The 24,784-nt window shown below is 72.2% G+C and carries 19 protein-coding genes and 2 tRNA genes; 7 read left to right on the top strand and 14 right to left on the bottom strand.

Annotation, left to right across the window (positions count from 1 at the left end; genetic code table 11):
- Nucleotides 1-230: 230 nt before the first annotated feature.
- The 4 genes from H1226_RS05535 to gltX all read right to left on the bottom strand — a co-directional run bounded on the left by H1226_RS05535 (nucleotide 231) and on the right by gltX (nucleotide 3,063).
- Nucleotides 231-303, bottom strand: a tRNA-Glu gene (locus H1226_RS05535).
- Between the two features lie 31 nt (nucleotides 304-334).
- Nucleotides 335-406 (bottom strand) — tRNA-Gln (locus H1226_RS05530).
- A 203-nt stretch (nucleotides 407-609) separates the two neighbouring features.
- A complete protein-coding gene (locus H1226_RS05525; RefSeq protein WP_258349348.1) occupies nucleotides 610-1,377 on the bottom strand; it encodes an HAD family hydrolase in 768 nt (255 codons plus the stop codon).
- 192 nt (nucleotides 1,378-1,569) lie between these two features.
- Nucleotides 1,570-3,063: a glutamate--tRNA ligase gene (gene gltX, locus H1226_RS05520; RefSeq protein ID WP_224956493.1), complete on the bottom strand. Its 1,494-nt coding sequence runs from the start codon at nucleotides 3,061-3,063 to the stop codon at nucleotides 1,570-1,572.
- 133 nt (nucleotides 3,064-3,196) lie between these two features.
- Here gltX and H1226_RS05515 point away from each other — a divergent pair, with 133 nt between their 5' ends.
- Entirely contained in the window at nucleotides 3,197-4,432 is a 1,236-nt protein-coding gene (locus tag H1226_RS05515) for an FAD-dependent oxidoreductase (protein ID WP_258347641.1), read from the top strand.
- A gap of 136 nt (nucleotides 4,433-4,568) precedes the next feature.
- Here H1226_RS05515 and H1226_RS05510 read toward each other — a convergent pair whose 3' ends face one another.
- From H1226_RS05510 to H1226_RS05485, 6 genes are all read right to left on the bottom strand, one after another.
- Complete coding sequence (locus H1226_RS05510; RefSeq protein ID WP_224956490.1) at nucleotides 4,569-5,345, bottom strand: fumarylacetoacetate hydrolase family protein; 777 nt, start codon at nucleotides 5,343-5,345, stop codon at nucleotides 4,569-4,571.
- Nucleotides 5,346-5,406: 61 nt separating this feature from the next.
- Nucleotides 5,407-7,074, bottom strand: a complete 1,668-nt coding sequence (gene cimA, locus H1226_RS05505) for a citramalate synthase (RefSeq protein WP_258347639.1) — start codon at nucleotides 7,072-7,074, stop codon at nucleotides 5,407-5,409.
- A 316-nt stretch (nucleotides 7,075-7,390) separates the two neighbouring features.
- Entirely contained in the window at nucleotides 7,391-8,434 is a 1,044-nt protein-coding gene (locus tag H1226_RS05500) for a 3-isopropylmalate dehydrogenase (RefSeq protein ID WP_224956488.1), read from the bottom strand.
- Between the two features lie 235 nt (nucleotides 8,435-8,669).
- Entirely contained in the window at nucleotides 8,670-10,259 is a 1,590-nt protein-coding gene (gene serA / locus H1226_RS05495; protein ID WP_224956487.1) for a phosphoglycerate dehydrogenase, read from the bottom strand.
- A gap of 216 nt (nucleotides 10,260-10,475) precedes the next feature.
- Nucleotides 10,476-10,736 (bottom strand): DUF397 domain-containing protein, encoded by a 261-nt coding sequence (locus tag H1226_RS05490; protein ID WP_373690015.1) that lies wholly within the window; start codon nucleotides 10,734-10,736, stop codon nucleotides 10,476-10,478.
- Between the two features lie 111 nt (nucleotides 10,737-10,847).
- Nucleotides 10,848-11,744 carry an EamA family transporter gene (locus H1226_RS05485; RefSeq protein ID WP_258347638.1) on the bottom strand — a complete coding sequence of 299 codons (897 nt, stop codon included), beginning with the start codon at nucleotides 11,742-11,744 and terminating at the stop codon, nucleotides 10,848-10,850.
- Between the two features lie 69 nt (nucleotides 11,745-11,813).
- Between H1226_RS05485 and H1226_RS05480 the strand changes: the two genes are divergently transcribed.
- Complete coding sequence (locus tag H1226_RS05480; protein WP_258347637.1) at nucleotides 11,814-12,671, top strand: LysR family transcriptional regulator; 858 nt, start codon at nucleotides 11,814-11,816, stop codon at nucleotides 12,669-12,671.
- Between the two features lie 306 nt (nucleotides 12,672-12,977).
- Here H1226_RS05480 and ilvC read toward each other — a convergent pair whose 3' ends face one another.
- The 3 genes from ilvC to H1226_RS05465 form a co-directional block, all read right to left on the bottom strand.
- On the bottom strand, nucleotides 12,978-13,973 hold the full coding sequence (gene ilvC / locus H1226_RS05475) for a ketol-acid reductoisomerase (protein ID WP_224956484.1): 996 nt from the start codon (nucleotides 13,971-13,973) through the stop codon (nucleotides 12,978-12,980).
- Between the two features lie 125 nt (nucleotides 13,974-14,098).
- Complete coding sequence (ilvN, locus tag H1226_RS05470) at nucleotides 14,099-14,605, bottom strand: acetolactate synthase small subunit (RefSeq protein ID WP_224956483.1); 507 nt, start codon at nucleotides 14,603-14,605, stop codon at nucleotides 14,099-14,101.
- 8 nt (nucleotides 14,606-14,613) lie between these two features.
- Nucleotides 14,614-16,446, bottom strand: a complete 1,833-nt coding sequence (locus H1226_RS05465) for an acetolactate synthase large subunit (RefSeq protein ID WP_224956482.1) — start codon at nucleotides 16,444-16,446, stop codon at nucleotides 14,614-14,616.
- Nucleotides 16,447-16,888: 442 nt separating this feature from the next.
- Here H1226_RS05465 and H1226_RS28075 point away from each other — a divergent pair, with 442 nt between their 5' ends.
- Nucleotides 16,889-17,911 carry a PH domain-containing protein gene (locus tag H1226_RS28075; RefSeq protein WP_309148780.1) on the top strand — a complete coding sequence of 341 codons (1,023 nt, stop codon included), beginning with the start codon at nucleotides 16,889-16,891 and terminating at the stop codon, nucleotides 17,909-17,911.
- Nucleotides 17,912-18,141: 230 nt separating this feature from the next.
- Nucleotides 18,142-19,986 (top strand): dihydroxy-acid dehydratase, encoded by a 1,845-nt coding sequence (gene ilvD / locus H1226_RS05455; RefSeq protein ID WP_224956481.1) that lies wholly within the window; start codon nucleotides 18,142-18,144, stop codon nucleotides 19,984-19,986.
- A 98-nt stretch (nucleotides 19,987-20,084) separates the two neighbouring features.
- Here ilvD and H1226_RS05450 read toward each other — a convergent pair whose 3' ends face one another.
- Complete coding sequence (locus H1226_RS05450) at nucleotides 20,085-20,807, bottom strand: DoxX family protein (protein WP_258347633.1); 723 nt, start codon at nucleotides 20,805-20,807, stop codon at nucleotides 20,085-20,087.
- A 391-nt stretch (nucleotides 20,808-21,198) separates the two neighbouring features.
- Here H1226_RS05450 and H1226_RS05445 point away from each other — a divergent pair, with 391 nt between their 5' ends.
- The 3 genes from H1226_RS05445 to H1226_RS05435 all read left to right on the top strand — a co-directional run bounded on the left by H1226_RS05445 (nucleotide 21,199) and on the right by H1226_RS05435 (nucleotide 24,599).
- Nucleotides 21,199-22,374 carry a PQQ-dependent sugar dehydrogenase gene (locus H1226_RS05445; protein WP_258347631.1) on the top strand — a complete coding sequence of 392 codons (1,176 nt, stop codon included), beginning with the start codon at nucleotides 21,199-21,201 and terminating at the stop codon, nucleotides 22,372-22,374.
- Nucleotides 22,375-22,518: 144 nt separating this feature from the next.
- Complete coding sequence (locus H1226_RS05440; RefSeq protein WP_373690063.1) at nucleotides 22,519-24,009, top strand: potassium/proton antiporter; 1,491 nt, start codon at nucleotides 22,519-22,521, stop codon at nucleotides 24,007-24,009.
- A 32-nt stretch (nucleotides 24,010-24,041) separates the two neighbouring features.
- Nucleotides 24,042-24,599, top strand: a complete 558-nt coding sequence (locus H1226_RS05435) for a sugar O-acetyltransferase (protein WP_258347627.1) — start codon at nucleotides 24,042-24,044, stop codon at nucleotides 24,597-24,599.
- The last annotated feature ends 185 nt before the right edge of the window (nucleotides 24,600-24,784 follow it).

Genomic DNA, 24,784 nt, shown 5'->3' with positions numbered 1-24,784 from the left:
AAAACACAAAGCGCAAAGCGCGAGGCGCGAAGCGCGAAGCGCGAAGCGCGAGCCCACCCACCGCGAAGCGCGCAGCGCGAGCCCACCCCACCGCGAGGCGCAAAGCGCCAAGCCCACCCACACAACCGCACCCCCCGCACCGTGGGGGCCTGGGGGGTCGCCCCCCAGAAAAAGGACGAACACGGAAAAGTCCCCACACCCGAAGGATGTGGGGACTGAACACGCTGACGTAGCCCCGACGGGATTCGAACCCGCGCTACCGGCGTGAGAGGCCGGCGTCCTAGGCCGCTAGACGACGGGGCCCTAGAACGAACGATCATTGCTGATCGTTCCGCTGGGGTACCAGGACTCGAACCTAGACTAACTGAACCAGAATCAGTCGTGCTGCCGATTACACCATACCCCATCGGCTTCGGCGTTCAGCGGTGCTGGTCCGGGCTTCTGGGGGAAGTCCGGCTCTTTGCCGCTGTCCGCCTTGCTGATGAAAATAGTAGAGCATGGCCCGCGGGGCCGTGACAGCACCCCCCTCTTCGGATGACTTCCCTGGTGGGGGTGGGTCCGGGGCGCTGTCCGGTCGGCGTCGTCGCCGGCGTCGCGGGCCGGGCTCGTTCAGCCGCTGAGCGCGCCGAGGCGCGGTCTCCCGATGTCCGGTTGGGACCGGTCCGCCGGAGTCGGGGCAGCGACGTTCTGGCCGGGGATCCCGGGCGCGAAGGGCAGTTCGCAGACGAGGAGTTCGGGGAGTTCCGCGAGGCTGGTGATCATGGACACGCCGTCGGGCGGGGTGTGCTCGGTTCCGCCGCGGTTGAGCCAGACGCCGTGCAGTCCGGCGTCGGCGGCGCCGAGGGCGTCGGTGTCGAGCCGGTCGCCGACGTGGACGACTTCGTGCGGGGCGGCGCCGAGGGATTCGCAGGCGGCGTGGAAGATCCGCGGATCGGGTTTGGCGATGCCGAGTTCGCCGGAGATGACGAGGCTGTCGAAGACGCCGGCGAGCCCGGTGCGGCTGATCTTCTTGCGCTGGTAGGCGCTGGGCGCGTTGGTGATGACGGCGAGCTGGAGGCCTGCGGCGCGCAGCCAGTCGAGGCAGGGCACGGCGTCGTCGAAGAGGCACCAGGCGGCTTGCATGGCGGCCATGCGGCGGTCTTCGCGGGCGGCGGCTTCGGCGTCGCTGAGCCGTTCGCCGAAGGCGGCGAAGAAGGCGCGGGTGCGTTCGCGGCACATGGTGGCGAAGTCGAGTTCGCCCGCGACGTAGCGCTCGTAGTGCTCTTCGGTGGTGTGTCGCCACACGGGCCAGGCGGCGTCGTTGCCGATGAGGGCGCGGAGGCCGAGGCGGGAGGAGGCTGCGTTGTCGAGCAGGGTGTCGTCGATGTCGAGGCACACGGCTTTGACGTGGCCGGGTGGGGCGATCTCTGGGTGCGGCGCGGATGTCACCCCGAGAGGCTAGGTGTTCACCGGCGGTGCCCGACTCGGCCAAGCCGGTGATAGTCGTTGGCTGACACGGTTTAGTGCACGCGCCGGTACCGGGTGACGTCCATTGCGGACATCACCCGGTCGCCGGAATCGTGCTGCTGATCAGCCCAGTGCGCGCCGGAGGCGCTGGAGCGAGACGTCCCGCCCGAGCAGTTCCATCGATTCGTACAGCGGCGGCGACACGGTGCGGCCGGTGACGGCGACGCGGACGGGCGCGAAGGCCTTGCGCGGTTTGATGCCGAGTCCGTCCACGACGGACTCCTTGAGCGCCGCTTCGATGGCTTCGGTGGTCCAGCCGTCGAGGGCGTCGAGGGCGCCGATGGCGGCTTCGAGGACGGGCCGCGCGTCGTCGCCGAGGGCCTTCTGCGCGGAGGCCTCTTCGGGTTCGAACTCGTCGCCCGCGAACAGGAACCGCATCATGCCGACGGCGTCGGAGAGCACGATGAGCCGTTCCTGCACGAGGGGTGCGGCCGCGCGCACGGTGTCGAGCTGCTGCTCGGTGGGTTCGGCGTCGAGCACGCCGCCCGCGACGAGGTAGGGCACGACGCGCTGCACGAAGTCGTCGGGGGCGAGGGCCCGCAGGTGCGCCGAGTTGATGGCGTCGGCCTTCTTCTGGTCGAACCGCGCGGGGTTGCTGCTCACGCTGCCGATGTCGAAGGCCTCGACCATCTCGTCGAGGGTGAACACGTCGCGGTCGTCGGCGATGGACCAGCCGAGCAGCGCCAGGTAGTTGAGCAGCCCTTCGGGCAGGAATCCGCGGTCCCGGTGGTGGAACAGGTTGGACTGCGGGTCGCGCTTGGAGAGCTTCTTGTTGCCTTCGCCCATGACGAACGGCAGGTGCCCGAAGGCGGGGGTGAAGTCGGTGACGCCGATGCGCTGGAGCGCTTCGTAGAGCGCGATCTGGCGCGGGGTGGAGGAGAGCAGGTCCTCGCCGCGCAGCACGTGGGTGATGCGCATGAGCGCGTCGTCGACGGGGTTGGTGAGGGTGTAGAGCGCGTCACCGCTGCCGCGGACGAGCACCGGGTCGGGCACGGTGCCCGCGCGGAAGGTGATCTCGCCGCGGACGAGGTCGTCGAAGGTGATGTCGTGGTCCGGCATCCGCAGCCGCAGCACGGGGGTGCGGCCTTCGGCGCGGTGGGCGGCCTTCTGCTCGTCGGTGAGGTCGCGGTCGAAGTTGTCGTAGCCGAGCTTGGGGTCGCGGCCGGCGGCCTTGTGCCGGGCTTCGACCTCTTCCGGCGTGGAGTACGCCTCGTAGAGCTCGCCGGCGGCCAGCAGGCGCTGGGCGATGTCGGCGTAGACGTCCTTGCGCTCGCTCTGCCGGTAGGGGCCGTGCTCGCCGCCGACGCCGGGACCTTCGTCCCAGTCGAGGCCGAGCCAGCGCAGCGCTTCGAGCAGCGCGTCGTAGGACTCCTGGCTGTCCCGGCTGGCGTCGGTGTCCTCGATGCGGAACACGAGGCTGCCGCGGTGGTGCCGGGCGAAGGCCCAGTTGAACAGGGCGGTGCGGATCAGCCCGACGTGCGGCGTGCCGGTGGGCGACGGGCAGAACCGGGCGCGGACGGTTCCTGGCGCTGGGGTGGCGAACTCTGGCGTGCTCATGACCCGCCCACCATATCGGGCGGGGCGGGGTGGTTGACCAGCGAGTCCGGGAGGAGCACCCTGGAGTTATTCAACGTCCGTTGAATATCGACCGGATGTTCGTGCAGCGCCGCACCGGCTGGGAGTGATCGGGATGGAACGCACCACCTGCTGCGTCATCGGAGGCGGACCCGCGGGCATGGTCCTAGGGCTGCTGCTGGCCCGCTCCGGGGTGCGGGTCACCGTCCTGGAGAAGCACGGCGACTTCCTGCGGGACTTCCGCGGCGACACGGTGCACCCGACGACCCTGCAGCTCATGGACGACCTCGGCCTGGCGGAGCGGTTCGCCGCGCTGCCGCAGCGCAAGGTGGAGACGGTGCGGCTGCCCGTCGGCGAGGACGGCGAACTCGTCACCATCGGGGACTTCCGGCTGCTCCCGATCAAGTACAACCACATCGCGCTGGTCCCGCAGTGGGATCTGCTGGACCTGCTCGCCGAGGAGGCGAAGCAGGAGGACGGTTTCGCGCTGCGGATGCGCACCGAGGTCACCGGGCTCATCCGGGAGGGCGGCCGGGTCAACGGCGTGCACTACCGCGCGGCCGACGGCACCACCGGGGAACTGCGCGCCGACATCACCGTCGCCTGCGACGGACGGGATTCGCTCGCCCGGCGGCTGCCGGAGCTCGGGCTGCGGGACTTCCCCACTCCGATGGACGTGCGCTGGTTCCGGGTGCCGCGCCGGGAGGACGACCCCTCCGGGCTGGTCGGGCTGGTCCGGGACCGCACGTTCACCGCGCTGATCGACCGCGGCGACTACTACCAGACGGCCTCGATCATCGCGAAGGACACCGATGCCGACGGCAGGTCCGGGCCGATCGAGGAGTTCAACCGGCGGCTGCGCCGCCTCGTGCCCTGGTTCGACGACGGCCGCGAGCTGGTCGGCGAGTGGGCGGACGTGAAGCTGCTGCACGTCACCCTCGACCGGTTGCGCAAGTGGCACGTGCCGGGGCTGCTGTGCATCGGGGACGCGGCGCACGCCATGTCCCCGGTCGGCGGCATCGGCATCAACCTGGCCGTGCAGGACGCGGTGGCCGCGGCCCGGCACCTGGCGCGGCCGCTGCGCGAGGGCCGGCTGCGGCGCAGGCACGTGGCGGCGATCCAGCGCAGGCGCTGGCCGACGACCGTGCTGATCCAGGGATTGCAGAAGGTGTTGCACCGCAACGTGGTCGAGCCCGCGCTGCGCGGTGCCATCGACTTCGGGGGCCGGACCCGGCTGCCGCGCCCGATCCGGTTGATCACGCGGCTGCCCGCGCTGCGGGTGCTCCCGCCCTACCTGCTCGCCTACGGCGCTCTTCGCGAACGCCCTCCTGCGCGCTGGTCGTCTCGTTGAGGGGGTGGGTGGCGGAACCTCACCCGCGGGTGGTCCGGTTGCGTGCGTGGTCGTTGGCTCAGCGCTTCGCGCTGACAGGAAGAGGATCGGGGAAGGGCACTGCCCGCCGCTGTTGTCGGGCGGCGGGCAGTGCGGATCACTGCACCGGGTTGGTGAGGGTGCCGAGGCCGTCGATGGAGACGGAGACCGACTGGCCGGACTTCATCGGCCCCACCCCGGCGGGGGTGCCGGTGAGGATGACGTCGCCGGGCAGCAGGGTCATGATCCGCGACACCCAGGACACCAGGCCCGCCACGTCGTGCAGCATCAGCGAGGTCCGCGACTCCTGGTGGAGCTCGCCGTCCAGCTCGGTGCGCAGCCCCAGGTCGGCGGGGTCCACGGCGGTGTCGATCCACGGCCCCAGCGGGCAGAACGTGTCGTAGCCCTTGGCCCGGGTCCACTGCCCGTCGGCCTGCTGCTGGTCGCGCGCGGTGACGTCGTTGGCGATCGTGTAGCCGAGGACCACCTCGGTGCCGCGCGCCTCCGGCACGTCCTTGCACGGCTGGCCGATGACGGCGGCCAGCTCGCCCTCGAAGTCGACGCGCTCCGAGTTCGGCGGCAGCTTGATCGGCGCGTTCGGGCTCGTGACCGAAGTCGACGGCTTCATGAAGATCACCGGGTTCGCCGGCGCCTCCCCGCCCATCTCCTTCGCGTGGTCGGCGTAGTTCTTGCCGACGCAGACGACCTTGCTGGGCAGGATCGGGGCGAGCAGCCGGACGTCGGCCATCGGCCACTTGCGCCCGGTGAAGGTGGGGTCGCCGAACGGGTGCTGGTCGATCTCGATGGCCAGCACCTTCTCCTTCGGCGCCGACGGATCGGGTTCCAGCGCGACGAACGACACCCCGTCGGAGTGGGCGACTCGGGCCAGGCGCACGGCGGACCTCTTTTCGTTCCCGGTTGTTCCACGTGTCCCGCGCGGGGCGGGCCGGACCAGCCTATGCGGTCGCGGCGGCCGGGCCCGTCGCCGGTCGGTCCGCGTTCGCGTTGCGGCGCAACGCCTTGTACGCGAGGGCGTCGCGGAGCGCGAGCCAGCTGGCCTCGACGATGTTGCCGTGCACGCCGACGGTGGTCCACTCCTCGTGGTCGTCCCGGGATTCCACCAGCACCCGGGTGACCGCGTCGGTGCCGGAGGCGTCGGTGAGGATGCGGACCTTGTAGTCCACCAGCGCCACCTCGTCCAGCCACGGCAGGTGCGGCACCAGCGCCTCGCGCAGCGCCGCGTCCAGCGCGTTCACCGGGCCGTTGCCCTCGGCGGTGGCGATCACCCGGGTTCCGGCGACGTGCACCTTCACCGTGGCCTCGGAGACGACGGCGCCGTCGGGGCGGTGGTCCAGCAGCACCCGGTAGGACTCCAGCTCGAACGGCGCCTCCGGTACCGCGGACCGCTCCCCCGCCGCGTCGAGTTCGCGGCGCAGCAGCAGTTCCAGCGAGGCGTCGGCGGCCTCGAAGGACCAGCCGCGCGCCTCCAACTCCTTGACCCTGCGCACCGCGCCGCCGACCGCGTCGGGCGCCCCGGACAGGTCCACGCCGAGTTCGGCGCCCTTGAGCTCCAGGCTGGCGCGCCCGGCCATCTCGGTGACCAGCACCCGCATCTCGTTGCCGACCACGGCCGGGTCCAGGTGGTTGTACAGCTCCGGGTCCACCTTGATCGCGCTCGCGTGCAGCCCCGCCTTGTGCGCGAACGTGGAGGCGCCCACGTACGCCTGGTGCGCGTCGGGGGCGAGGTTGGCGATCTCGGCGAGCGCGTGCGAGACGCGGGTCAGCTCGGTCAGCCGCCCGTCCGGCAGCACCGGCATGCCGAGCTTGGTCCGGAGGTTCCCGACGACCGAGAACAGGTCCGCGTTGCCCGCGCGCTCGCCGTAACCGTTGGCGGTGCACTGCACGTGGCTGGCGCCGGCCTGCACGGCGGCGACCGAGTTGGCGACGGCGCAGGCGGTGTCGTCCTGGCAGTGGATGCCGACGCGGAACCCGGTGCGCGCCACGACCTCCCGCACGGTGTCGGCGAGCCCGGTCGGCAGCTGCCCGCCGTTGGTGTCGCACAGCACGGCGAGGTCGGCGCCCGCGGTGACGGCGGCGTCGAGCACCCGCAGCGCGTGGTCCGGGTCGTGGGCGTAGCCGTCGAAGAAGTGCTCGGCGTCCACGAACACCCGGCGGCCCTCGCCGACGAGGTGGCGCACCGTGTCGGCGATCATCGCGCGGTTCTCCTCGGCGCTGGTGCGCAGCGCGCGCTCCACGTGCCTGCGGTCGGCCTTGGCGACGAGGGTGATGACGGGTGCGCCGGAGTCGAGCAGCGCCCGCACCTGCGGGTCCTCCTGCGCGGGCACGCCCGCCCGGCGGGTGGCGCCGAAGGCGACGAGCGCGGCGTGCCGCAGGTCGAGCTCACCGGCGGCGGCGCGGGCGAAGAACTCGGTGTCCTTGGGCAGCGCGCCGGGCCAGCCTCCTTCGACGAAACCGACGCCGAGCGAGTCCAGCAGCCGCGCGACGGCGAGCTTGTCGGTGACCGAGTAGGAGATGCCTTCCCGCTGGGCTCCGTCGCGCAGCGTCGTGTCGTAGACGTGGAAGTCGTCGCCGAGCGGGGTGGCGGCCGGGGTCGTGCGGGTCACTGGGGTCTCCTGCGGGCTGTCGGGTGTCTCGTGCGGCGGAGCCGCCTGGTGCCGAACCGCCCCCGGAACATGAAAAAGACCCCCCGCGTGGATGCGAGAGGTCTGCGCGCCGGGGGTGCGGAATCCGTCACCCGGCGCGCGCTCCGATAATGATCATGGTCGTGGTGGCCACGCCCGCATGCTGCCACACCGCACCGGCCCGGCACCACCCGCCGGTTCCCGGTCCGCCCAGGTGGAACGCGTCCGCGGTCCGCACCCCGGAGACGAGGACGGGCGCCTCCCCGGAGCGGGGAGGCGCCCGTCCTGGACCCGGAGATCAGGGTTGCTGGGCCACCTCGCGGGAGGACACCAGCGCGGCGAGCCGGTCGCCGACCGCGAACGTCGCTCCCGGTGCCGAGTGGTCCCGCGTCGCCAGGTCGAAGGCCACGGAGGCCTCCACCCGGCGTGCCGCCTCGGTCTGCCCGACGTGGTCGAGCAGCAGCGCCACCGACAGGACCGCGGCCGTCGGGTCCGCCGAACCGTGCCCGGCGATGTCCGGCGCGCTGCCGTGCACCGGCTCGAACATGCTCGGGTTCCGCCGGGTCGCGTCGATGTTGCCGCTGGCGGCGAGACCGATCCCGCCGGTCACCGCACCGGCCAGGTCGGTGATGATGTCGCCGAACAGGTTGTCGGTGACCACCACGTCGAACCGGCTCGGGTCGGTCACCAGGTGGATCGTCGTCGCGTCCACGTGCTGGTAGGCGACCGTCACGTCGGGGTGTTGCAGCGAGACCTCCTCGACCACCCGGGACCACAACGATCCGGCGTGGGTGAGGACGTTGGTCTTGTGCACCAGCGTGAGGTGCTTGCGCGGCCGGGACGCGGCGCGGGCGAACGCGTCGCGCACCACCCGCTCCACGCCGAACGCCGTGTTGAGGCTGACCTCGGTGGCGATCTCGTGGGTCGTGTCCTTGCGCAGCAGACCGCCGTTGCCCGCGTAGGGGCCTTCGGTGCCTTCGCGCACCACCACCATGTCGATCTCACCCGGGTCGTTGACCGGGCTCTTCACCCCCGGGTACAGCCGGGCGGGGCGGAGGTTGACGTGGTGGTCGAGCTCGAAGCGCAGCCGCAGCAGCAGCCCGCGCTCCAGGATTCCGCTGGGCACCGAGGGGTCGCCGACCGCGCCGAGCAGGATCGCGTCGTGCTGGCGGAGTTCGGTCAGCACCGATTCCGGCAGCAGCTCACCGGTCGCGTGCCAGCGGGCGGCTCCCAGGTCGTATCGAGTGATCTCGGTATCGGGAACGACCTCACCGAGGACCTTGAGCGCCTCGGCCACCACCTCCGGCCCGATCCCGTCACCGGGGATCACAGCGAGCCGCATGTACACACCTCCCGACTACCACCCCGACCCGCGGGGCTCGAACTGTTGCGCCGAAGGCTACCGGCAAGGCCACGCGGGCAGGCACGCCGGACCCACCAAGTGGTCGAGGCATCCCGGTTGGCGGGACACCCGAACGAGTGACGCAGGTGAGCGGGGTGGCGAAAAGGGCCGCCCACAGGTGTGCGACGGCCCCTTTTCCGGCAACGGCGAACCCGAAACCTCGCCGGTCAGCCGATCACTCGAAGTCCACGGTCCGGACCGTGCGAGCGCCGACGGCCGCGCCGATCGGCTCCAGCACGCCCGCCTCCACCGGGCGGTCCACCCGCAGCAGCATGATCGCGTCGGAGCCCTCGGCGGTCTGGCTGACCGTGGCCGCCTCGATGTTCACGCCGACCTCGCCCAGCAGGGTGCCGACCTTGCCCATCACGCCCGGGCGGTCCGGGTACTCCAGCAGCAGCACGCTGCCCTCGGCCCGCAGGTCGAAGTGGCGGCCGTTGACCTCGATCAGCTTCTCCACCAGGTCGGTGCCGGACAGCGCGCCCGACACGACCGCCGAACGGCCGTCGGCGAGCGTCGCGCGCACCGAGACGACGCTGCGGTGGTTCGGGCTCTCCGAGGTGGTCTTCACCTCGACCTGCACCCCGAGGTCCTCGGCCAGCTGCGGCGCGTTGACGAAGGTGACCTGGCTGTCCACGGCACCGGAGAACACGCCGCGCAGCGCCGCGAGCTGCAGCACCGAGACGTCTTCGTGCGCGAGCTCGCCGCGCGCCTCGACGGTCACCGAGGTCGGCGTGCTGCCGAGCACGGCGGCCAGCAGCTGGCCCAGCTTCTGGGTCAGCGGCAGGTACGGGCGCACCTCTTCGCCGACGGCACCGCCCTGCACGTTCACCGCGTCCGGCACGAAGTCGCCGCGCAGCGCCAGCAGCACCGAGCGGGCCACGTCGGTGCCCGCGCGGTCCTGCGCCTCGGTGGTGGAGGCGCCCAGGTGCGGGGTGGCGACCACGTTGGTCAGCTCGAACAGCGGGCTGGAGGTGGTCGGCTCCGTCTTGTAGACGTCGATGCCGGCACCGCCGATGTGACCGCTGCGGATCGCCTCGGCCAGCGCCTCCTCGTCCACCAGGCCACCGCGGGCGGCGTTGATGACGATGAGGCCCTGCTTGGCCTTCTTGAGCTCCTCCGCGCCGATCAGGCCGAGGGTCTCGGCGGTCTTCGGCAGGTGGATGGAGATCGCGTCGGCGCGCGCCAGCAGGTCTTCCAGGCTGACCAGCTCGATGCCCAGCTGCGCGGCGCGCGCGGCCGAGACGTAGGGGTCGTAGGCGATGAGCTTGGTGCCGAAGGCCGCGATGCGCTGCGCGAACAGCTGGCCGATCTTGCCGAGGCCGACGACGCCGATGGTCTTGCCGTTGAGCTCGATGCCGCTGAAGGAGCTGCGCTTCCACTCCCCCGCGCGCAGGCTCGCGTCCGCGGCGGCCACGTTGCGGGCCACCGCCAGCAGCAGCGCCAGCGCGTGCTCGGCGGCGGAGACGATGTTCGAGGTGGGCGCGTTGACGACCATCACGCCGCGCTCGGTGGCGGCGGGCACCTCGACGTTGTCCAGGCCGACGCCGGCGCGGGCGACGACCTTGAGCTTGCCGGTCGCGCCGAGGACTTCGGCGTCCACCTTGGTGGCGGAGCGGACCAGCAGCGCGTCGGCGTCGGCGACGGCCTCCAGCAGCGCCGGCCGGTCCGTGCCGTCGACGTGGCGGATCTCGACCTCTTCTCCGAGGGCTTCCAGCACGGAGGGGGCCAGCTTCTCGGCGATCAGGACGACAGGACGGTTGGTCACGGGCGCGCTCCATTGAGAGGGATCACGGTCGTAGCTGGGCACGGCGTTGTACCCGGACGGTCAGCGAGTTTAACGGGAGATTGAGAACTCGTTCACAAGGGTGTGACGCATCCCAACCCCACCGCGCGCCGCCCCGGGCGTCCGCGCGAGCGGCCCGACCGGATCGAAGGCGGGAGGATGAACCGGCAGCTCAGCGGCTGCGCGTGCGGTCGGGGATCACGGCTCGTCGAATTCGCCGTCCTTGGCCCCCGCGACGAAGGCGTCCCATTCCTCGGGCGTGAACACGAGGACGGGTCCTTCCGGCTCGGCGCCGTTGCGCATGCCGATGTAGCCGTCGACGAAGGCGATCTCCACGCCCGGTTCGTCGTCGTCCTCGGTGCTGGTGATCCACTCGGCGTCGGTGAAGTCCAGCTTGTGCCGGATGTGCGCCTTGTCGTCCACCGGTTCGTCCACGGTGGTGTTGGTCTCTTCGCTCACGCCCGGCACGATACCGCTCACCGGCGGTGCCCTTCGATCGCGTGAACGGGTGGCCGTTCCCCCGGACGCCGACGCGTCCGGGCCCTCCGGTGACGCCCCGCTGCGCGGTCGTCAGCGGCGGGCCGCGCGGGACCCGGCGAGCACGGCGACCGCGTTCGCCGCCACGATCACCCCGATCGCCACCCACTCCAGCGGTCCGGGCCGCTGGCCCAGCACGACGAGGCCGACCACCGCGGCGAGCACCGGGTTGACGCTCATGAAGACGCCGAAGGAGTTCGCGGGCACCCGGCGCAGCGCGAACAGGTCGGCGACGAACGGGACCACCGAGGACAGCACTCCCGCGGCGACCGCGCAGCCGAGCGCGGCGGGCGTCGGCGGGTGCTGCCAGAGCACCGCGATGCCGATCGGCAGGTACAGCAGCCCGGAGACGCCCGCCGCGGCCGCCGAGCCCTGCGCGCCGGGCACCCGGCGCCCCACGGTCCGGTTCAGCAGCACGTAGCAGCCCCAGCAGACCGCGGCCAGCAGCGCCAGCCCGATGCCCGCGTAGTCGGTGCTGGGCTGCGGCCGGGTCAGCACCACCACGGCGGCCCCGGCGGCGAGGGCGCAGCCGAGGTCGACGGCGCGCCGCGAGGTCAGCAGCGCCACCGCCAGCGGCCCGAGGAATTCGAGGGTGACGGCGAGGCCGAGCCCGATGCGGTCGATGGCGGTGTACAGCGAGAGGTTCATGGTGGCGAACACGGCGGCCAGGCCCAGCACCGGCCACCACTGCCGCGCGGTGAACGAGCGCAGCCGCGGCCGTCCGGCGACCAGCAGCACCACGGCCGCCACCCACTGCCGCACCGCCACCACCCCGGCGGGTCCGACGACGGGGAACGCGAGCGCCCCGGTGGCGGCGCCGAACTGGTTCGACAGTCCGCCGCCGAGCATCAGCGCCACCCCGGCCGCCCGCCCGGTTCCCGCGGTCCCGGTGTCCGCGGTGGCCGGTTCGAGGCGTTCCGTCGTCGTCATGACCGCGAGCATCGGGCCGCCGCGGCGCCGGGCAAAATGCACCGGGACCACCATCCATACGCTGGAGTCATGGATGTGGAGTTGCGGCAGCTGCGCTGCCTGGTGGCGATCGCGGACGCCGGGACGTTCACCGACGCCGCGATCGAGCTCGGGGTGTCGCAGGCGGCGGTCTCGCGCACGCTGCGTTCGCTGGAGCGCGCGCTCGGCGTCCGGCTGCTGGACCGCACCAGCCGCAGCTGCGTCCCGACCTCGGCGGGCGCGCGGGTGCTGGCCCGCGCCCGGCACCTGCTGGCCGAGGCGGAGGAGCTGGTGCGGGAGGCCACCGGCGGCCACGCCCGGCTTCGCCTCGGGCACGCGTGGTCGGCGGTGGGGCGGCACACCAAGGAGTTCCAGCGCCGCTGGGCGGCCGAGCGCCCGGACGTGGCGCTGCACCTGGTGCGCACCAACACGCACACCGGCGGCCTCGCCGAGGGCGCCTGCGATCTGGCGGTGGTGCGGGCCGGGGTGGATTCCGCGCGCTACGGGCACGCGACGGTGGGGCACGAACGGCGCTACGTGGCGCTTGCGGGCGACGACCCGTGGGCGCGGCGGCGTTCGGTGCCGCTGGGCGAGATCCGGGACCGGGTGCTGGTGGTGGACCGCCGCACCGGCACCACCACCGCGGACCTGTGGCCGCCGGAGCAGCGCCCGGTGCTGGAGCAGACGCACGACATCGACGACTGGCTGGCGGCGATCGCGACCGGCCGCTGCGTGGGGATCACCCCGCACGGCACGGTCGCCCAGTACCGCCGCGACGGCATCACCTACCGCCCGGTCCGCGACGCACCCCCGGTCCCCGTCCAGGTCATCTGGCCCCGCAACGACCCCCACCCCGCGACCAGCGCCGTGGTCGACCTCCTCACCACCCTCTACGCGAAGAAGCCCTGACACCGTCCTGTCAGCGGCGAAGCCGATGAGCAGCGACCCAGCAAGCAGCAGGACCACCCGCGGGTTCTCAGCGCTTTCCTCGCGAGGACAGCGATTTCTCCTGTGGCGGAGCCACCGGTGAAATCGATCTCACAGCGAGGAAAGCGCTGAGGTTCCGCCACCCGCCCCCAAAGCAAGAAGACCCCGAGGGGGAAAAGCCGAAGGCCCGGTGATCCCTTGTGGGGATCCCGGGCCTTCCCGACCGCTCACCCGCCGTCGATCGGACGGCGGGCGGCGTGCTGGTTCAGTTCAGCGGTGCGCCGATGCTCACTTCCCGGTCCAGGACATGAGGGCGCGGAGCTTCTTGCCGACCTCTTCGATCTGGTGGTCGTTGCCGGCCTGCTGCAGCTTGGTGAAGTGGGGGCGGCCGGCCTCGTCCTCGGCGACCCACTCCTTCGCGAAGGTGCCGTCCTGGATCTCGCCGAGGATCTTCTGCATGGATTCCTTGACGTGCGCGTCGACGACGCGCGGGCCGCGGGTGAGGTCGCCGTACTCGGCGGTGTCGGAGCAGGAGTAGCGCTGCCCGGCGATGCCGCCCTCCCACATGAGGTCGACGATCAGCTTCAGCTCGTGCAGCACCTCGAAGTAGGCGATCTCGGGCTGGTAGCCGGCCTCGACGAGGACCTCGAAACCGGTCTGCACGAGGGCGCTGGCGCCACCGCAGAGGACGGCCTGCTCACCGAACAGGTCGGTCTCGGTCTCCTCCTTGAAGGTGGTCTTGATGACGCCGGCGCGAGCGCCGCCGATGCCCGCGGCGTAGGACAGCGCCAGCGCCTGTGCGTTGCCGGAAGCGTCCTGCTCGATGGCGATCAGGCAGGGCACGCCCTTGCCGTCGACGAACTGGCGGCGCACCAGGTGGCCGGGGCCCTTGGGGGCGACCATGGCGACGTCGACGTCCGACGGCGGCTGGATCAGGCCGTAGCGGATGTTGAAGCCGTGGCCGAAGAAGAGCGCGTCGCCGCTCTTGAGGTTGGGGGCGACGTCGTTGGCGTAGATCTCCCGCTGCTTGGTGTCCGGCGCCAGGATCATGATCACGTCGGCTTCGGCGGAGGCCTCGGCCGGGGTCAGCACCCGCAGGCCCTCTTCCTCGGCCTTGGCGCGGGACTTCGATCCCTCGGGCAGGCCGATGCGAACGTCCACACCGGAGTCGCGCAGGCTCAGCGCGTGCGCGTGGCCCTGGCTGCCGTAGCCGATGACCGCGACCTTGCGGCCCTGCACGATGCTGAGGTCGGCGTCGGCGTCGTAGAAGATCTCAGTTGCCATGATGGTTTCCGTGTTCCTTTCGGGACTTCTCGAATTGTTCTGCCCGCGGTGGCCGTCCCGGTCGCGGCGGGACGGCCGCCCGCCGGTGCGCGCCGACGATCTCCCGGCGGTGCCGGGGACCGGGGTCAGCGCACCGCGGTGGCGGTGATGGAACGGGGTCCGCGGCCGATGGCGATCGCCCCGGACTGCACCATCTCCCGGATACCGTAGGGCTCCAGCATGCGCAGCAGCGCGCCCAGCTTCTCGCCGTCGCCGGTGGCTTCGACGGTCAGCGCCTCCGGGGAGACGTCGACGACCTTGGCCCGGAACAGCTGGACGGTCTCCAGCACCTGGCTGCGCACGGAGGCGTCGGCCCGCACCTTCACCAGGAGCAGTTCGCGCTGGACCGCGACCTCCGGTTCCAGCTCCACGATCTTGATCACGTTGACGAGCTTGTTGAGCTGCTTGGTGACCTGTTCGAGGGGCTGGTCGCTGACCGCGACCACGATCGTCATCCGGGAGATCTCCGGGTGCTCGGTCGGGCCGACGGCCAGGGATTCGATGTTGAAGCTGCGGCGGGAGAACAGCCCGGAAACGCGGGCGAGCGCGCCCGGCACGTTCTCCACCAGCACGCTGAGAGTGTGTCGGCTCATGGGTGCGGTCACCCCTCGTCTTCGTCGAACAGCGGGCGGATTCCGCGCGCCGCCATGATCTCGTCGTTGCCGGTTCCCGCGGCCACCATGGGCCACACCTGCGCGTCCTTGCCCACCACGAAGTCGATCACGACGGGTCGGTCGTTGATCTCCATCGCCTGCTGGATGACGCTGTCGACGTCCTCCCGGGATTCGCACCGCAGGCCCGCGCAGCCGAGCGCTTCGGCCAGCAGCTTGAAGTCGGGGATGCGGTGCTTGTGGGTGCCGAGGTCACTGTGTGAGTAGCGCTCGGCGTAGAACAGGCTCTGCCACTGCCGGACCATACCGAGGTTGCCGTTGTTGATGACGGCCACCTTGATCGGCAGTTCCTCGATGGCGCAGGTCGCGAGCTCCTGGTTGGTCATCTGGAAGCAGCCGTCGCCGTCGATCGCCCACACCTGGGTGCCGGGCAGTCCGGCCTTGGCGCCCATCGCGGCGGGCACCGAGTAGCCCATGGTGCCGAGACCGCCGGAGTTCAACCAGGTCCGGGGGTTCTCGTAGTTGATGAACTGGGCCGCCCACATCTGGTGCTGGCCGACGCCCGCGCAGTACACCGCCTCCGGCCCGGCCAGCGCTCCGAGCCGCTCGATGACGTACTCGGGGGCGAGACTGCCGTCGGCGGGCCACTCGTAGCCGAGGGGGAAGGTGTCGCGCCAGCTGCTCAGCTGCGTCCACCACGGGCCGAGGTCGGCGGTGCCGCCCGCTTCGGTGGCGGTGGCGACGGCGTCGATGAGCTCGGCGATGACCTCCTTGCAGTCGCCGACGATCGGCACGTCGGCGTTGCGGTTCTTGGAGATCTCGGCCGGGTCGATGTCGGCGTGCACGACCTTCGCCTCCGGCGCGAAGGAGGACAGCTGCCCGGTGACCCGGTCGTCGAACCGGGCGCCGAGCGCGATCAGCAGGTCGGAGCGCTGCATCGCGGCGACCGCGGCGACGGTGCCGTGCATGCCGGGCATGCCCAGGTGCAGCGGGTGCGAGTCGGGGAACGCGCCGCGGGCCATCAGGGTCGTGACGACCGGGATGCCGGTGGTCTCGGCGAGCTCGCGGAGCCGTTCGGTCGCCTCGGCCTTGAGCACGCCACCACCGACGTAGAGCACGGGCCGCTGCGCCGCGGTGATCAGCTTCGCGGCTTCGCGGACCTGCTTGCCGTGCGGCTTGCTGGTCGGCCGGTAGCCGGGCAGCTTCATCTCCGGGGGCCAGGAGAAGGTGGTCGCGGTCTGCTGGACGTCCTTCGGGATGTCCACCAGGACCGGCCCGGGACGTCCGGACGAGGCGATGTAGAAGGCCTCGGCGATGGTGCGCGGGATGTCCTCGGCCTTGGTGACCAGGAAGTTGTGCTTGGTGATCGGCAGCGTGATGCCGCAGATGTCGGCTTCCTGGAAGGCGTCGGTGCCGATCAGGCTGGTGGACTGCTGGCCGGTGATCGCGACGATCGGGACCGAGTCCATCTGCGCGTCGGCGAGCGCGGTGACCAGGTTCGTCGCGCCGGGACCGGAGGTCGCCATGCACACGCCGACCTTGCCGGTGGCCTGGGCGTACCCGGTGGCGGCGTGCCCGGCGCCCTGCTCGTGCCGGACCAGCACGTGCCGGACCTTCGTGGAGTCGAGCAGCGGGTCGTAGGCAGGCAGGATCGTGCCGCCGGGGATGCCGAAGACGATCTCGGCGCCGACGGACTCCAGCGACCGGACGAGCGACTGCGCGCCGGTGACCTGCACTGGAGCGTCGTTGGTCGGTGCTGGTTTGGGACGGTGTCCCGGCGGCGGTGCCGGGACCGGGCTCTGCCTGGTGTGGGCGCTGGTCATCGAGTTCGCCTCTGTCCGAACGGTGGTGGTCGGTGAGTGGGCACGAAAAAACCCCCGCCGGGCCGGATAGGACCGTACGAGGGTTGGCGCGTCGTCGCTGCGGAGCTTCCTCAGGCGTCGACGCGCCGGGGAAGTACGAGAATGTCGTGCAGTCGCAGCATGACGAGGACGTTAACGGCCCGGACGCCGCGAGGTCAAACCATGCGGGAAGATCCTCCCGCATGCTGGACACCGGAGGCCCGGCCGGAGCCGCGCACCGCCCGGTGTTCCCGCAGGTCGGGAGCATGCCGCGCGCATTCGGCGGAACCCGGTGTGGCGTACGTCGCTCCGCCGCCGCGGGTCCGCGCGGCCCGGTCGCGACACCGGGCGCACCGCGTCCCCGCACTCCCGCCACCAGCAGGGACGCTGCGGGCGTCCCGCGCGCGGGTGAGAGCATCGAGGGGTGAGCGAGACACCTGCGGCACCCGAGCCGCCCGGCCCCGGCCGCGGCGAGCGCGACACCGGGCGCACCGGCTCCCCCGCGGAGCCCGGGACCGCGGGGCCGGAACGCGCAGAGGCAGAGGGGACCCGCGAAGTGAGCACGTCCGAGGACCAGGGCACGACCGGCACCGCCACCCGGGAGGACGCGGCGGAACCCGGCGTCGCGCCGGCCACCGAGGCGACCGGCCCCGATGCGCCCGAGGGCTCCGGCGCCGCCGGGCAGCCCCGCACCGCCGAGGGATCCGGCACCGGGGACTCCGGCGCCGACGACTCCGGTACCGACGGCTCCGGCGCCGGGAGCTCCGGCACCACCGAGCCCGCCGGACCGGCCGCGACGCCCGTCCCGCGCGCCGCCGGGCGTGCCAAGGCGCTGCCGAAGTCGCTGACCTTCCAGCTGACCCGGACCTCGCTGCTCGCGGTGTTCGCGGTGGCGATCTCGGTGACGCCGATCGCCTTCGCCGAGCCGTTCCCGCAGCTGCTGCCCACCTACCTGATCCCGCTGGCGCTCGCCTACGTGATCGTGCGGCCGCGCACCGTGGTCACCGCCGAGCGGATCACCGTCCGCCGCCTGTTCGGCCGCACCGGGTTCGGCTGGGACGAGCTGGCCTCGCTGCGCTTGGACGAGCGGCGCTGGGTGCGGGCCGTGCTCGGCTCCGGCGCGGAGATCGCGCTCCCGGCGATCCGGGTGCGGGACGTGGGCCGGCTGGCCGAGCTCAGCGGCGGCCGCGTCCCCGACCCGAACGCCGCGCCGAGCGCTCCGGAGCCCGACCGCGCCACCGCCGAGGCCCGGGACGCGGGCGACGAGGGCACCGGGTCCGCGACCGACGCCGAATCCGCCGCCACCGCGGGAGATACCGCCACCGCTGGAGATGCCGCCTCCGGATCTCCGGCCACCGCGGGCACCGAGTCCACCGGTGCCGAGTCCGCCGCCGAGCCGTCCACCGACGAGACCGGCACCGACGGCTCCCGCGAGTCGGCGGGCTGATCCCCGCTCGCACCGGCGGTGCCCGCTCCGAACCGGGCGCCGCCGGCGCCGTCCGCTCCCCGGTACCGGCCGAGGCCTGCGTCACGAACGCCCGGGGAGCGCGCACCGGTCACCTCCGGCGCCGCCGGGCAGGAGTAGCGTCGAGGTCACCGCAGTTCGTCCCCCCACTCACGAGGTGGGCGTCTTTTCGCCGTCCCGACGCGAATTCAGCGAGAGAACCGAGAAGGACCATGCCCCAGTTGCGCTCCCGCACCACCACCCACGGACGGAACGCCGCAGGCGCCCGTTCGCTGTGGCGTGCCACCGGCATGACCGACGACGACTTCGGCAAGCCGATCGTGGCCATCGCCAACTCCTACACCCAGTTCGTGCCCGGTCACGTGCACCTCCGCGACCTCGGCGACGTGGTGGCCGAGACGATCCGCGAAGCGGGCGGCGTGCCGCGGGAGTTCCACACGATCGCGGTGGACGACGGCATCGCCATGGGCCACAGCGGGATGCTCTACTCGCTGCCCTCGCGCGAGATCATCGCCGACTCGGTGGAGTACATGGTCAACGCGCACCAGGCGGACGCGCTGGTGTGCATCTCGAACTGCGACAAGATCACGCCCGGCATGCTGAACGCCGCGATGCGGCTCAACGTGCCGACGGTGTTCGTCTCCGGTGGCCCGATGGAGGCCGGGAAGGCCGTGGTCGTGGAGGGCGTCGCGCAGGCGCCGACCGACCTGATCACCACGATCTCCGCGTCGGCGAACTCCGCGGTCGACGACGACGGGCTCAGCGAGGTGGAGCGCTCCGCCTGCCCGACCTGCGGTTCCTGCTCCGGGATGTTCACCGCGAACTCGATGAACTGCCTCACCGAGGCCTTGGGCCTCGCGCTGCCGGGCAACGGCTCCACGCTGGCCACGCACGCCGCGCGCCGCGCCCTGTTCGAGGAGGCCGGGCGCACCGTCGTGCGGATCTCGAAGCGCTGGTACCAGGAGGACGACGACTCGGTCCTGCCGCGCTCGGTCGCGAACAAGAAGGCGTTCGAGAACGCGATGGCGCTGGACATGGCGATGGGCGGCTCCACGAACACGGTGCTGCACACGCTGGCCGCCGCCCGCGAGGGCGAGATCGACTTCGAGCTCTCGGACATCGAGCGAATCAGCCGCCAGGTGCCGTGCCTGTCTAAGGTCGCGCCGAACTCCGACTACCACATGGAGGACGTGCACCGGGCCGGCGGCATCTCCGCGATCATGGGTGAGCTGGACCGCGCGGAGCTGCTGCACCGCGACGTGTCCTCGGTGCACAGCGCCAGCCTCACCGAGTGGCTGGACCGCTGGGACGTGCGCGGTGCATCGCCCTCCCAAGAAGCGCTCGACCTGTTCCACGCCGCGCCCGGCGGAGTCCGCACCACGCAGGCGTTCTCCACCGAGAACCGCTGGTCCTCGCTGGACACCGATGCCGCGGGCGGCTGCATCCGCGACTTCGAGCACGCCTACACCGCGGACGGCGGGCTGGCGGTGCTGCGCGGCAACCTCGCCGAGGACGGTGCGGTCGTGAAGACCGCGGGCGTCGAGGAGGAGCTGTGGCACTTCCAGGGCCCGGCGCGGGTGCTGGAGAGCCAGGAGCAGGCCGTCGCCGCGATCCTGCAGAAGAAGATCGAGCCCGGTGACGTGCTGGTGATCCGCTACGAGGGCCCGTCCGGCGGACCGGGCATGCAGGAGATGCTGCACCCGACCGCGTTCCTGAAGGGCTCCGGTCTCGGCAAGAAGTGCGCGCTGATCACCGACGGCCGGTTCTCCGGCGGTTCCTCCGGGCTGTCCATCGGGCACATCTCGCCGGAGGCGGGCAACGGCGGCGTCATCGGCCTCGTCGAGGAGGGCGACCAGATCCTCATCGACGTGCGGGAGCGCACGCTGCAGCTGCTCGTCGACGACGAGGTGCTGGCCGAGCGGCGCGCCAAGATGGAGAGCAGCGAGCACCCGTGGCAGCCGGTGTCCCGCGAGCGCAAGGTGACCTCGGCGCTGCGCGCCTACGCGCGGCTGGCCACCTCCGCCTCGCACGGCGCCGTCCGGGACGTCTCCAAGTAGGACCGCGAACGTGCCGACGGCCGGGTTCCACGTGGAACCCGGCCGTCGCTTTTCGTCGGAGGACGCGGAGCCGCCGAGGACCGGCGCTCCGCCGGACATCAGGACCTCAGCAGGACCAGCACCGCCGCCGCGGAACCCGCCGCGATCACCAGGCAGATGAAGCCGCTGACCAGCGGGTGCCGGAACCAGGACCGCCCGTTGTCCAGCGCGACCCGGCCGGGCCCGGTGAACATCAGGCACAGCGCGATGGCGATCAGGACGACCGGGTACTCGTAGCCGCCCTCCTGGTCGAAGAACGGGCCGGGCAGCTTCATCGACACGATGGCGCTGGCCATCACGCCGACGATGCCCGCGGCCGCCAGCGGCGTGAACAGGCCCAGCACGAGCAGTGCGCCCGCGCCGAGCTCGGTCCCGCCGGTGACCAGGGACAGCACCGCGCTCTGCTCGAACCCGGCCTTGGCCAGGCTCTGCGCGAACTTCTCCGGGCCGGAACCGCCGAGCACGCCGAACAGCTTCTGCGCGCCGTGCGCGGCGAAGATGCCGCCGACGACCAGGCGCAGCACCAGCAGGCCCAGGTCGGTGCCTGCGTTCCACGCGAACGGCTTGCGGTCGTCGAGCTCTTCGTAGAAGTCGGCACCGGAGCCGCGGTCCACCACGGCGGTCGCGTTCGCATCGCTGTACGCGGCGTCGTCGTAGTAGTCGTAGTCGTAGTCCTGCACGCCGAGGCCCTGGGTTCCCGCAGGCCCGTCGGCGGACTTCTTCCCGCCGCGCTGCGGACGCTCGTCTCGGTGTCCGCTGGGGCGATCGTCGTGAATGCTCACGGCGCAGAAGGCTAAGGCATCACGCACTGCCTAAGCGACCCTTTCGGGTGAACCATTTCCGAGGGGAATTCCACGGAGATCGCGTTGTTCCGGCATTCGCCAGAATGCGGTACCGGACTCGTGAATTCTTCGTTTCCGCAGGTGCCGGCGATGCGCCGCGCGACTCGGACGGTTCCGGATCGACCGCCCGGACCGGTCTCGCGGCGCGGACCGGTTCCGGATCGGCGACCGCGGTCTCATCCGGAATTGCTGCATTCGGTGGCGCTCGCGCGGCTGCACGGCGGGTTCCGCGGAACGGACGTTCCCGGCGGGTGGGATTCCGGGCGGTGCGACGCTCGGCCCGCCGGGTGCTCACCCGGTGTTCACGGCGGGGCCGATACCCTCGGCACTCGTGGCAGCCCAGCGCACCTCCCCCGCCGGTCGCCGTCCTCGCGCGCGGACGGCGGGAGCGCTGCTGGCCGCGATCGCGCTCGGCGGCTGCGCCCAGTTCCCCGACGAGCACCCCGGTACCTGGCGCGACCAGCCGTCGCTGGAACCGCAGGCCGGCCCGCAGCCGTCGATCGAGCAGCCCGCGCCGCCCCCACCGCCACCGGGACAGCCCACCGAGGACGTGCCCGCGGTGCCCATCGGCTGCATCGACCCGGACCCGGCGGTCGTCGCGACCTGCCTCGACCCGGTCGGCGCCATCACCGTGCTGCCCGACGGCCGCGGCGCGCTGGTCGGCGAACGCGCCACCGGCCGCATCCTGCGCGTCGAGCAGGACGCCGAACCCGTCGAGATCGCCCGGGTGCCGGTGGACCGCTCCGGCGGTGGCGGGCTGACCGGGCTGGCGCTGTCCCCGAGCTACCAGGAGGACGAGCTCGTCTACGCGTACGCCAGCGTCGGCGGCGAGAACCAGGTGCTGCGGGTCGCGCCGGGCGACAGCCCGAAACCGGTGCTCACCGGCATCCCGAAGGGCTCCACCGGCAACGCGGGGGCGCTGCTCGACGACGGGCGCGGCGCGCTGCTGGTCGCCACCGGCGACGCGGGCGACCGCGCGAACGCGGCGAACCCGGGATCGCTGGCGGGCAAGGTGTTGCGCATCGACGGCTTCGGCGCGCCCGCCGCGGGCAACCCCGATCCGAAGTCCCGGGTGGTCGCCTCCGGCGTCTCCGATCCCGGCGGGCTGTGCGGGGCGGCCGAGACCGGCGGCTACTGGCTGACCGACCGCGGCGCGACCCGGGACGCGCTGCACCGCGTCGAGTTCGGCACCGCGCTCGGCGAACCCGCCTGGAGCTGGCCGGACCGGCCCGGCGTGGCCGGTTGCGCCGCCGGACCGGCCTCCGTGGTCGTGGCGCTGACCGACGCGGCGGCGCTGTACGCGCTCAACCCCGGCCCGGACGGCACCTTCACCGGCCAGCCCGCCAAGGTGATGGAGAAGACCTACGGGCGCTTCTCCGCCGCCGCGAACGGCCCGGACGGGCTGCTGTGGCTGGGCACCGCGAACAAGTCCGGCGGCGCGCCCGTGCCCAGCGACGACCGGGCGATCCGGATCGAACCTCCCTCCGGCGACACCGGCAAGGACTGACCCGGGGCCGAAGGCCTGACGGGTCCGCCCCCTCGCCGCTGCGAGGGGTGACCGGAGCAGGACGAACCCGGCCATGGTCCACTCAGGACGCGTCCCGGCCCGAGGCCGGCGGCGCGCCGGTGGCGGAACGGAACAGCGATGACCTTGGAGCAGCTGTACACGACGCTGCTGGCGGGTGGGCTCGTGCTGCTGGCAGCCATCCTCGCCACCCGCGCGGCGGCGCGCTTCGGCCTGCCCGCGCTGCTGCTGTTCCTCGCGCTCGGGCTCGTCATCGGCGAGGACGGGCTCGGCCTGCACTTCGACGACGCGCAGCTGGCGCAGGACCTGGGCACCGCCGCGCTCGCCGTCATCCTCGTCGAAGGCGGCCTCACCACCCGCTGGTCGGACGTGAAACCGCTGCTCGCGCCCAGCGGGCTGCTCGCCACCGCCGGGGTCGCGGTCAGCGTCGTGGTCACCGCCGCGGGCGCGCACCTGCTCATCGGGCTCCCCTGGCAGGCTTCGCTGCTGCTCGGCGCGGTCGTGTCCTCCACCGACGCGGCCGCGGTGTTCTCGGTGCTGCGCACCCTGCCGGTGCCGCGCCGGGTCTCCGGGATGCTGGAGGCCGAATCCGGCTTCAACGACGCGCCGACGGTGATCCTGGTGCTGCTGTTCAGCACCGTGCCGCTGGAGTTCCACCCGCTGGAAGTGGCCGGGGACGTGCTCTACGAACTGGGCGCGGGCGCCGTGATCGGCCTGCTCGTCGGCCGGGCCGGGGCGTGGGTGCTGCACCGGGTGGCGCTGCCCGCGTCCGGGCTGTACCCGGTGGCGATGTTCGGGCTCGGTGTCGTCGCGTTCGCCGCCTCCGGCGCGGTGGACGCGTCCGGGTTCCTCGCCGCGTTCCTGTCCGGTCTGGTGCTCGCGAACTCCGGGCTGCCGCACCGCGCCTCGGTGCGCTCGTTCGCCGAAGGGCTCGGGTGGCTCGCGCAGATCGGGCTGTTCGTGCTGCTGGGCCTGCTGATCACGCCGCACGAGCTGCTGCCGGAACTGCTGCCCGCGCTGGTGGTGGGGCTGGTGCTGCTGCTGGTGGCGCGACCGCTGTCGGTGCTGGTGTCGCTGCTGCCGTTCCGGGTGCCGCTGCGGGAGCAGGCGTTCGTGTCCTGGGCGGGGCTGCGCGGCGCGGTGCCGATCGTGCTGGCCACCTTCCCGGTGGTGGCGGGCGTGCCGGGCAGCGACCGGGTGCTGAACGTGGTGTTCGTGCTGGTCGCGGTGTTCACCCTGGTGCAGGGCCCCGGGCTGCTGGGCCTGGCCCGCGCGCTCGGGCTGGTGCGGGCGGACGCGGCGCGGGAGATCCAGGTGGAGGTGGCGCCGCTGGACGTGCTCGACGCGGAACTGCTGACCGTGTCGGTGCCGCCGGGCTCGCAGCTGCACTACGTGATGCTGCGGGAGCTGCGGCTGCCGGACCCCAGCGCCATCACCCTGATCATCCGCGGCGGCACCTCCTTCGTGCCGGAACCGGGCACCCGGCTGCGCACCGGCGACGACCTGCTCATCATGACCACCGCGGGAGCGCGCACCGCCACCGAGCACCGGCTGCGCGCCGTGAGCCGCCGCGGCCGCATGGCCCACTGGTTCGGCGAGGACGGCGCCCCCGACTGACCCGCGCGGCACCGCGCCGGGACGATGCGGGCATGGGTGAGCACAAGGAGCGGATGCTGCGCGGGGAGCCGTACCAGGACGGCGATCCGGAACTCCTCGCCGAGCGCAGGCGCTGCCAGGAACTGCTGGACGACTTCAACGCGACCCGGGCCGGCGAGGAGCAGCGGCGGCAGGAGGTCCTCGGCAGGCTGCTGGGTCGGCTGGGCACCGGGTCGTGGATCATGCCGCGCTTCCAGTGCGACTACGGGTACCTGATCAGCGTGGGGGACAACAGCTTCCTCAACTACGACGCGATCCTGCTGGACTGCGCGCCGATCAGCATCGGGGACGACGTGTCCATCGGGCCGCGCGTCCAGCTGCTCACCGCGCTGCACCCGATGACCGACCACCGGGCCCGGCGAGAGCGCTGGGAGACGGCGGCACCGATCAGCATCGGCAACAACGTGTGGCTCGGCGGGGGTGTGATCGTCTGCCCGGGCGTGACGATCGGCGACGACGCGGTGGTCGGCGCGGGCAGCGTCGTCACCCGGGACGTCCCGGACCGCGTGTTCGCGGCGGGCAACCCCTGCAAGGTAATCCGCGACCTCTGACCCGTCGTGAGTTTCGTCGGTTTCCCGTCAGCGGCGAAGCCGTTGAGCCGCCGACCACCAAAGCAACATGACCACCCGCGGGTTCTCAGCGGTTCCCTCGCGAGGACAGCGATTTCGCTGTGTACGAGCTTGGTACATGAGAAATCGATCCCGCAGCGAGGGAACCGCTGAGGTTCCGCCACCCG

The sequence above is a fragment of the Saccharopolyspora gregorii genome, from assembly GCF_024734405.1.
Lineage (GTDB): Bacteria > Actinomycetota > Actinomycetes > Mycobacteriales > Pseudonocardiaceae > Saccharopolyspora_C > Saccharopolyspora_C gregorii.
The sequence above is the reverse complement of the archived record's forward strand: the minus strand, read 5'-3'. Positions and strand labels throughout refer to the sequence as shown.

Coding starts and splice junctions, on each gene's coding strand:
- gltX (WP_224956493.1), bottom strand. CDS start 3,063: ATGAGCACGCCAGAGTTCGCCACCCCAGCGCCAGGAACCGTCCGCGCC.
- H1226_RS05500 (WP_224956488.1), bottom strand. CDS start 8,434: ATGCGGCTCGCTGTGATCCCCGGTGACGGGATCGGGCCGGAGGTGGTG.
- H1226_RS05480 (WP_258347637.1), top strand. CDS start 11,814: ATGGATGTGGAGTTGCGGCAGCTGCGCTGCCTGGTGGCGATCGCGGAC.
- ilvN (WP_224956483.1), bottom strand. CDS start 14,605: ATGAGCCGACACACTCTCAGCGTGCTGGTGGAGAACGTGCCGGGCGCG.
- H1226_RS05465 (WP_224956482.1), bottom strand. CDS start 16,446: ATGACCAGCGCCCACACCAGGCAGAGCCCGGTCCCGGCACCGCCGCCG.
- H1226_RS05435 (WP_258347627.1), top strand. CDS start 24,042: ATGGGTGAGCACAAGGAGCGGATGCTGCGCGGGGAGCCGTACCAGGAC.
- H1226_RS05485 (WP_258347638.1), bottom strand. CDS start 11,744: ATGACGACGACGGAACGCCTCGAACCGGCCACCGCGGACACCGGGACC.
- ilvC (WP_224956484.1), bottom strand. CDS start 13,973: ATGGCAACTGAGATCTTCTACGACGCCGACGCCGACCTCAGCATCGTG.
- H1226_RS05515 (WP_258347641.1), top strand. CDS start 3,197: ATGGAACGCACCACCTGCTGCGTCATCGGAGGCGGACCCGCGGGCATG.
- ilvD (WP_224956481.1), top strand. CDS start 18,142: ATGCCCCAGTTGCGCTCCCGCACCACCACCCACGGACGGAACGCCGCA.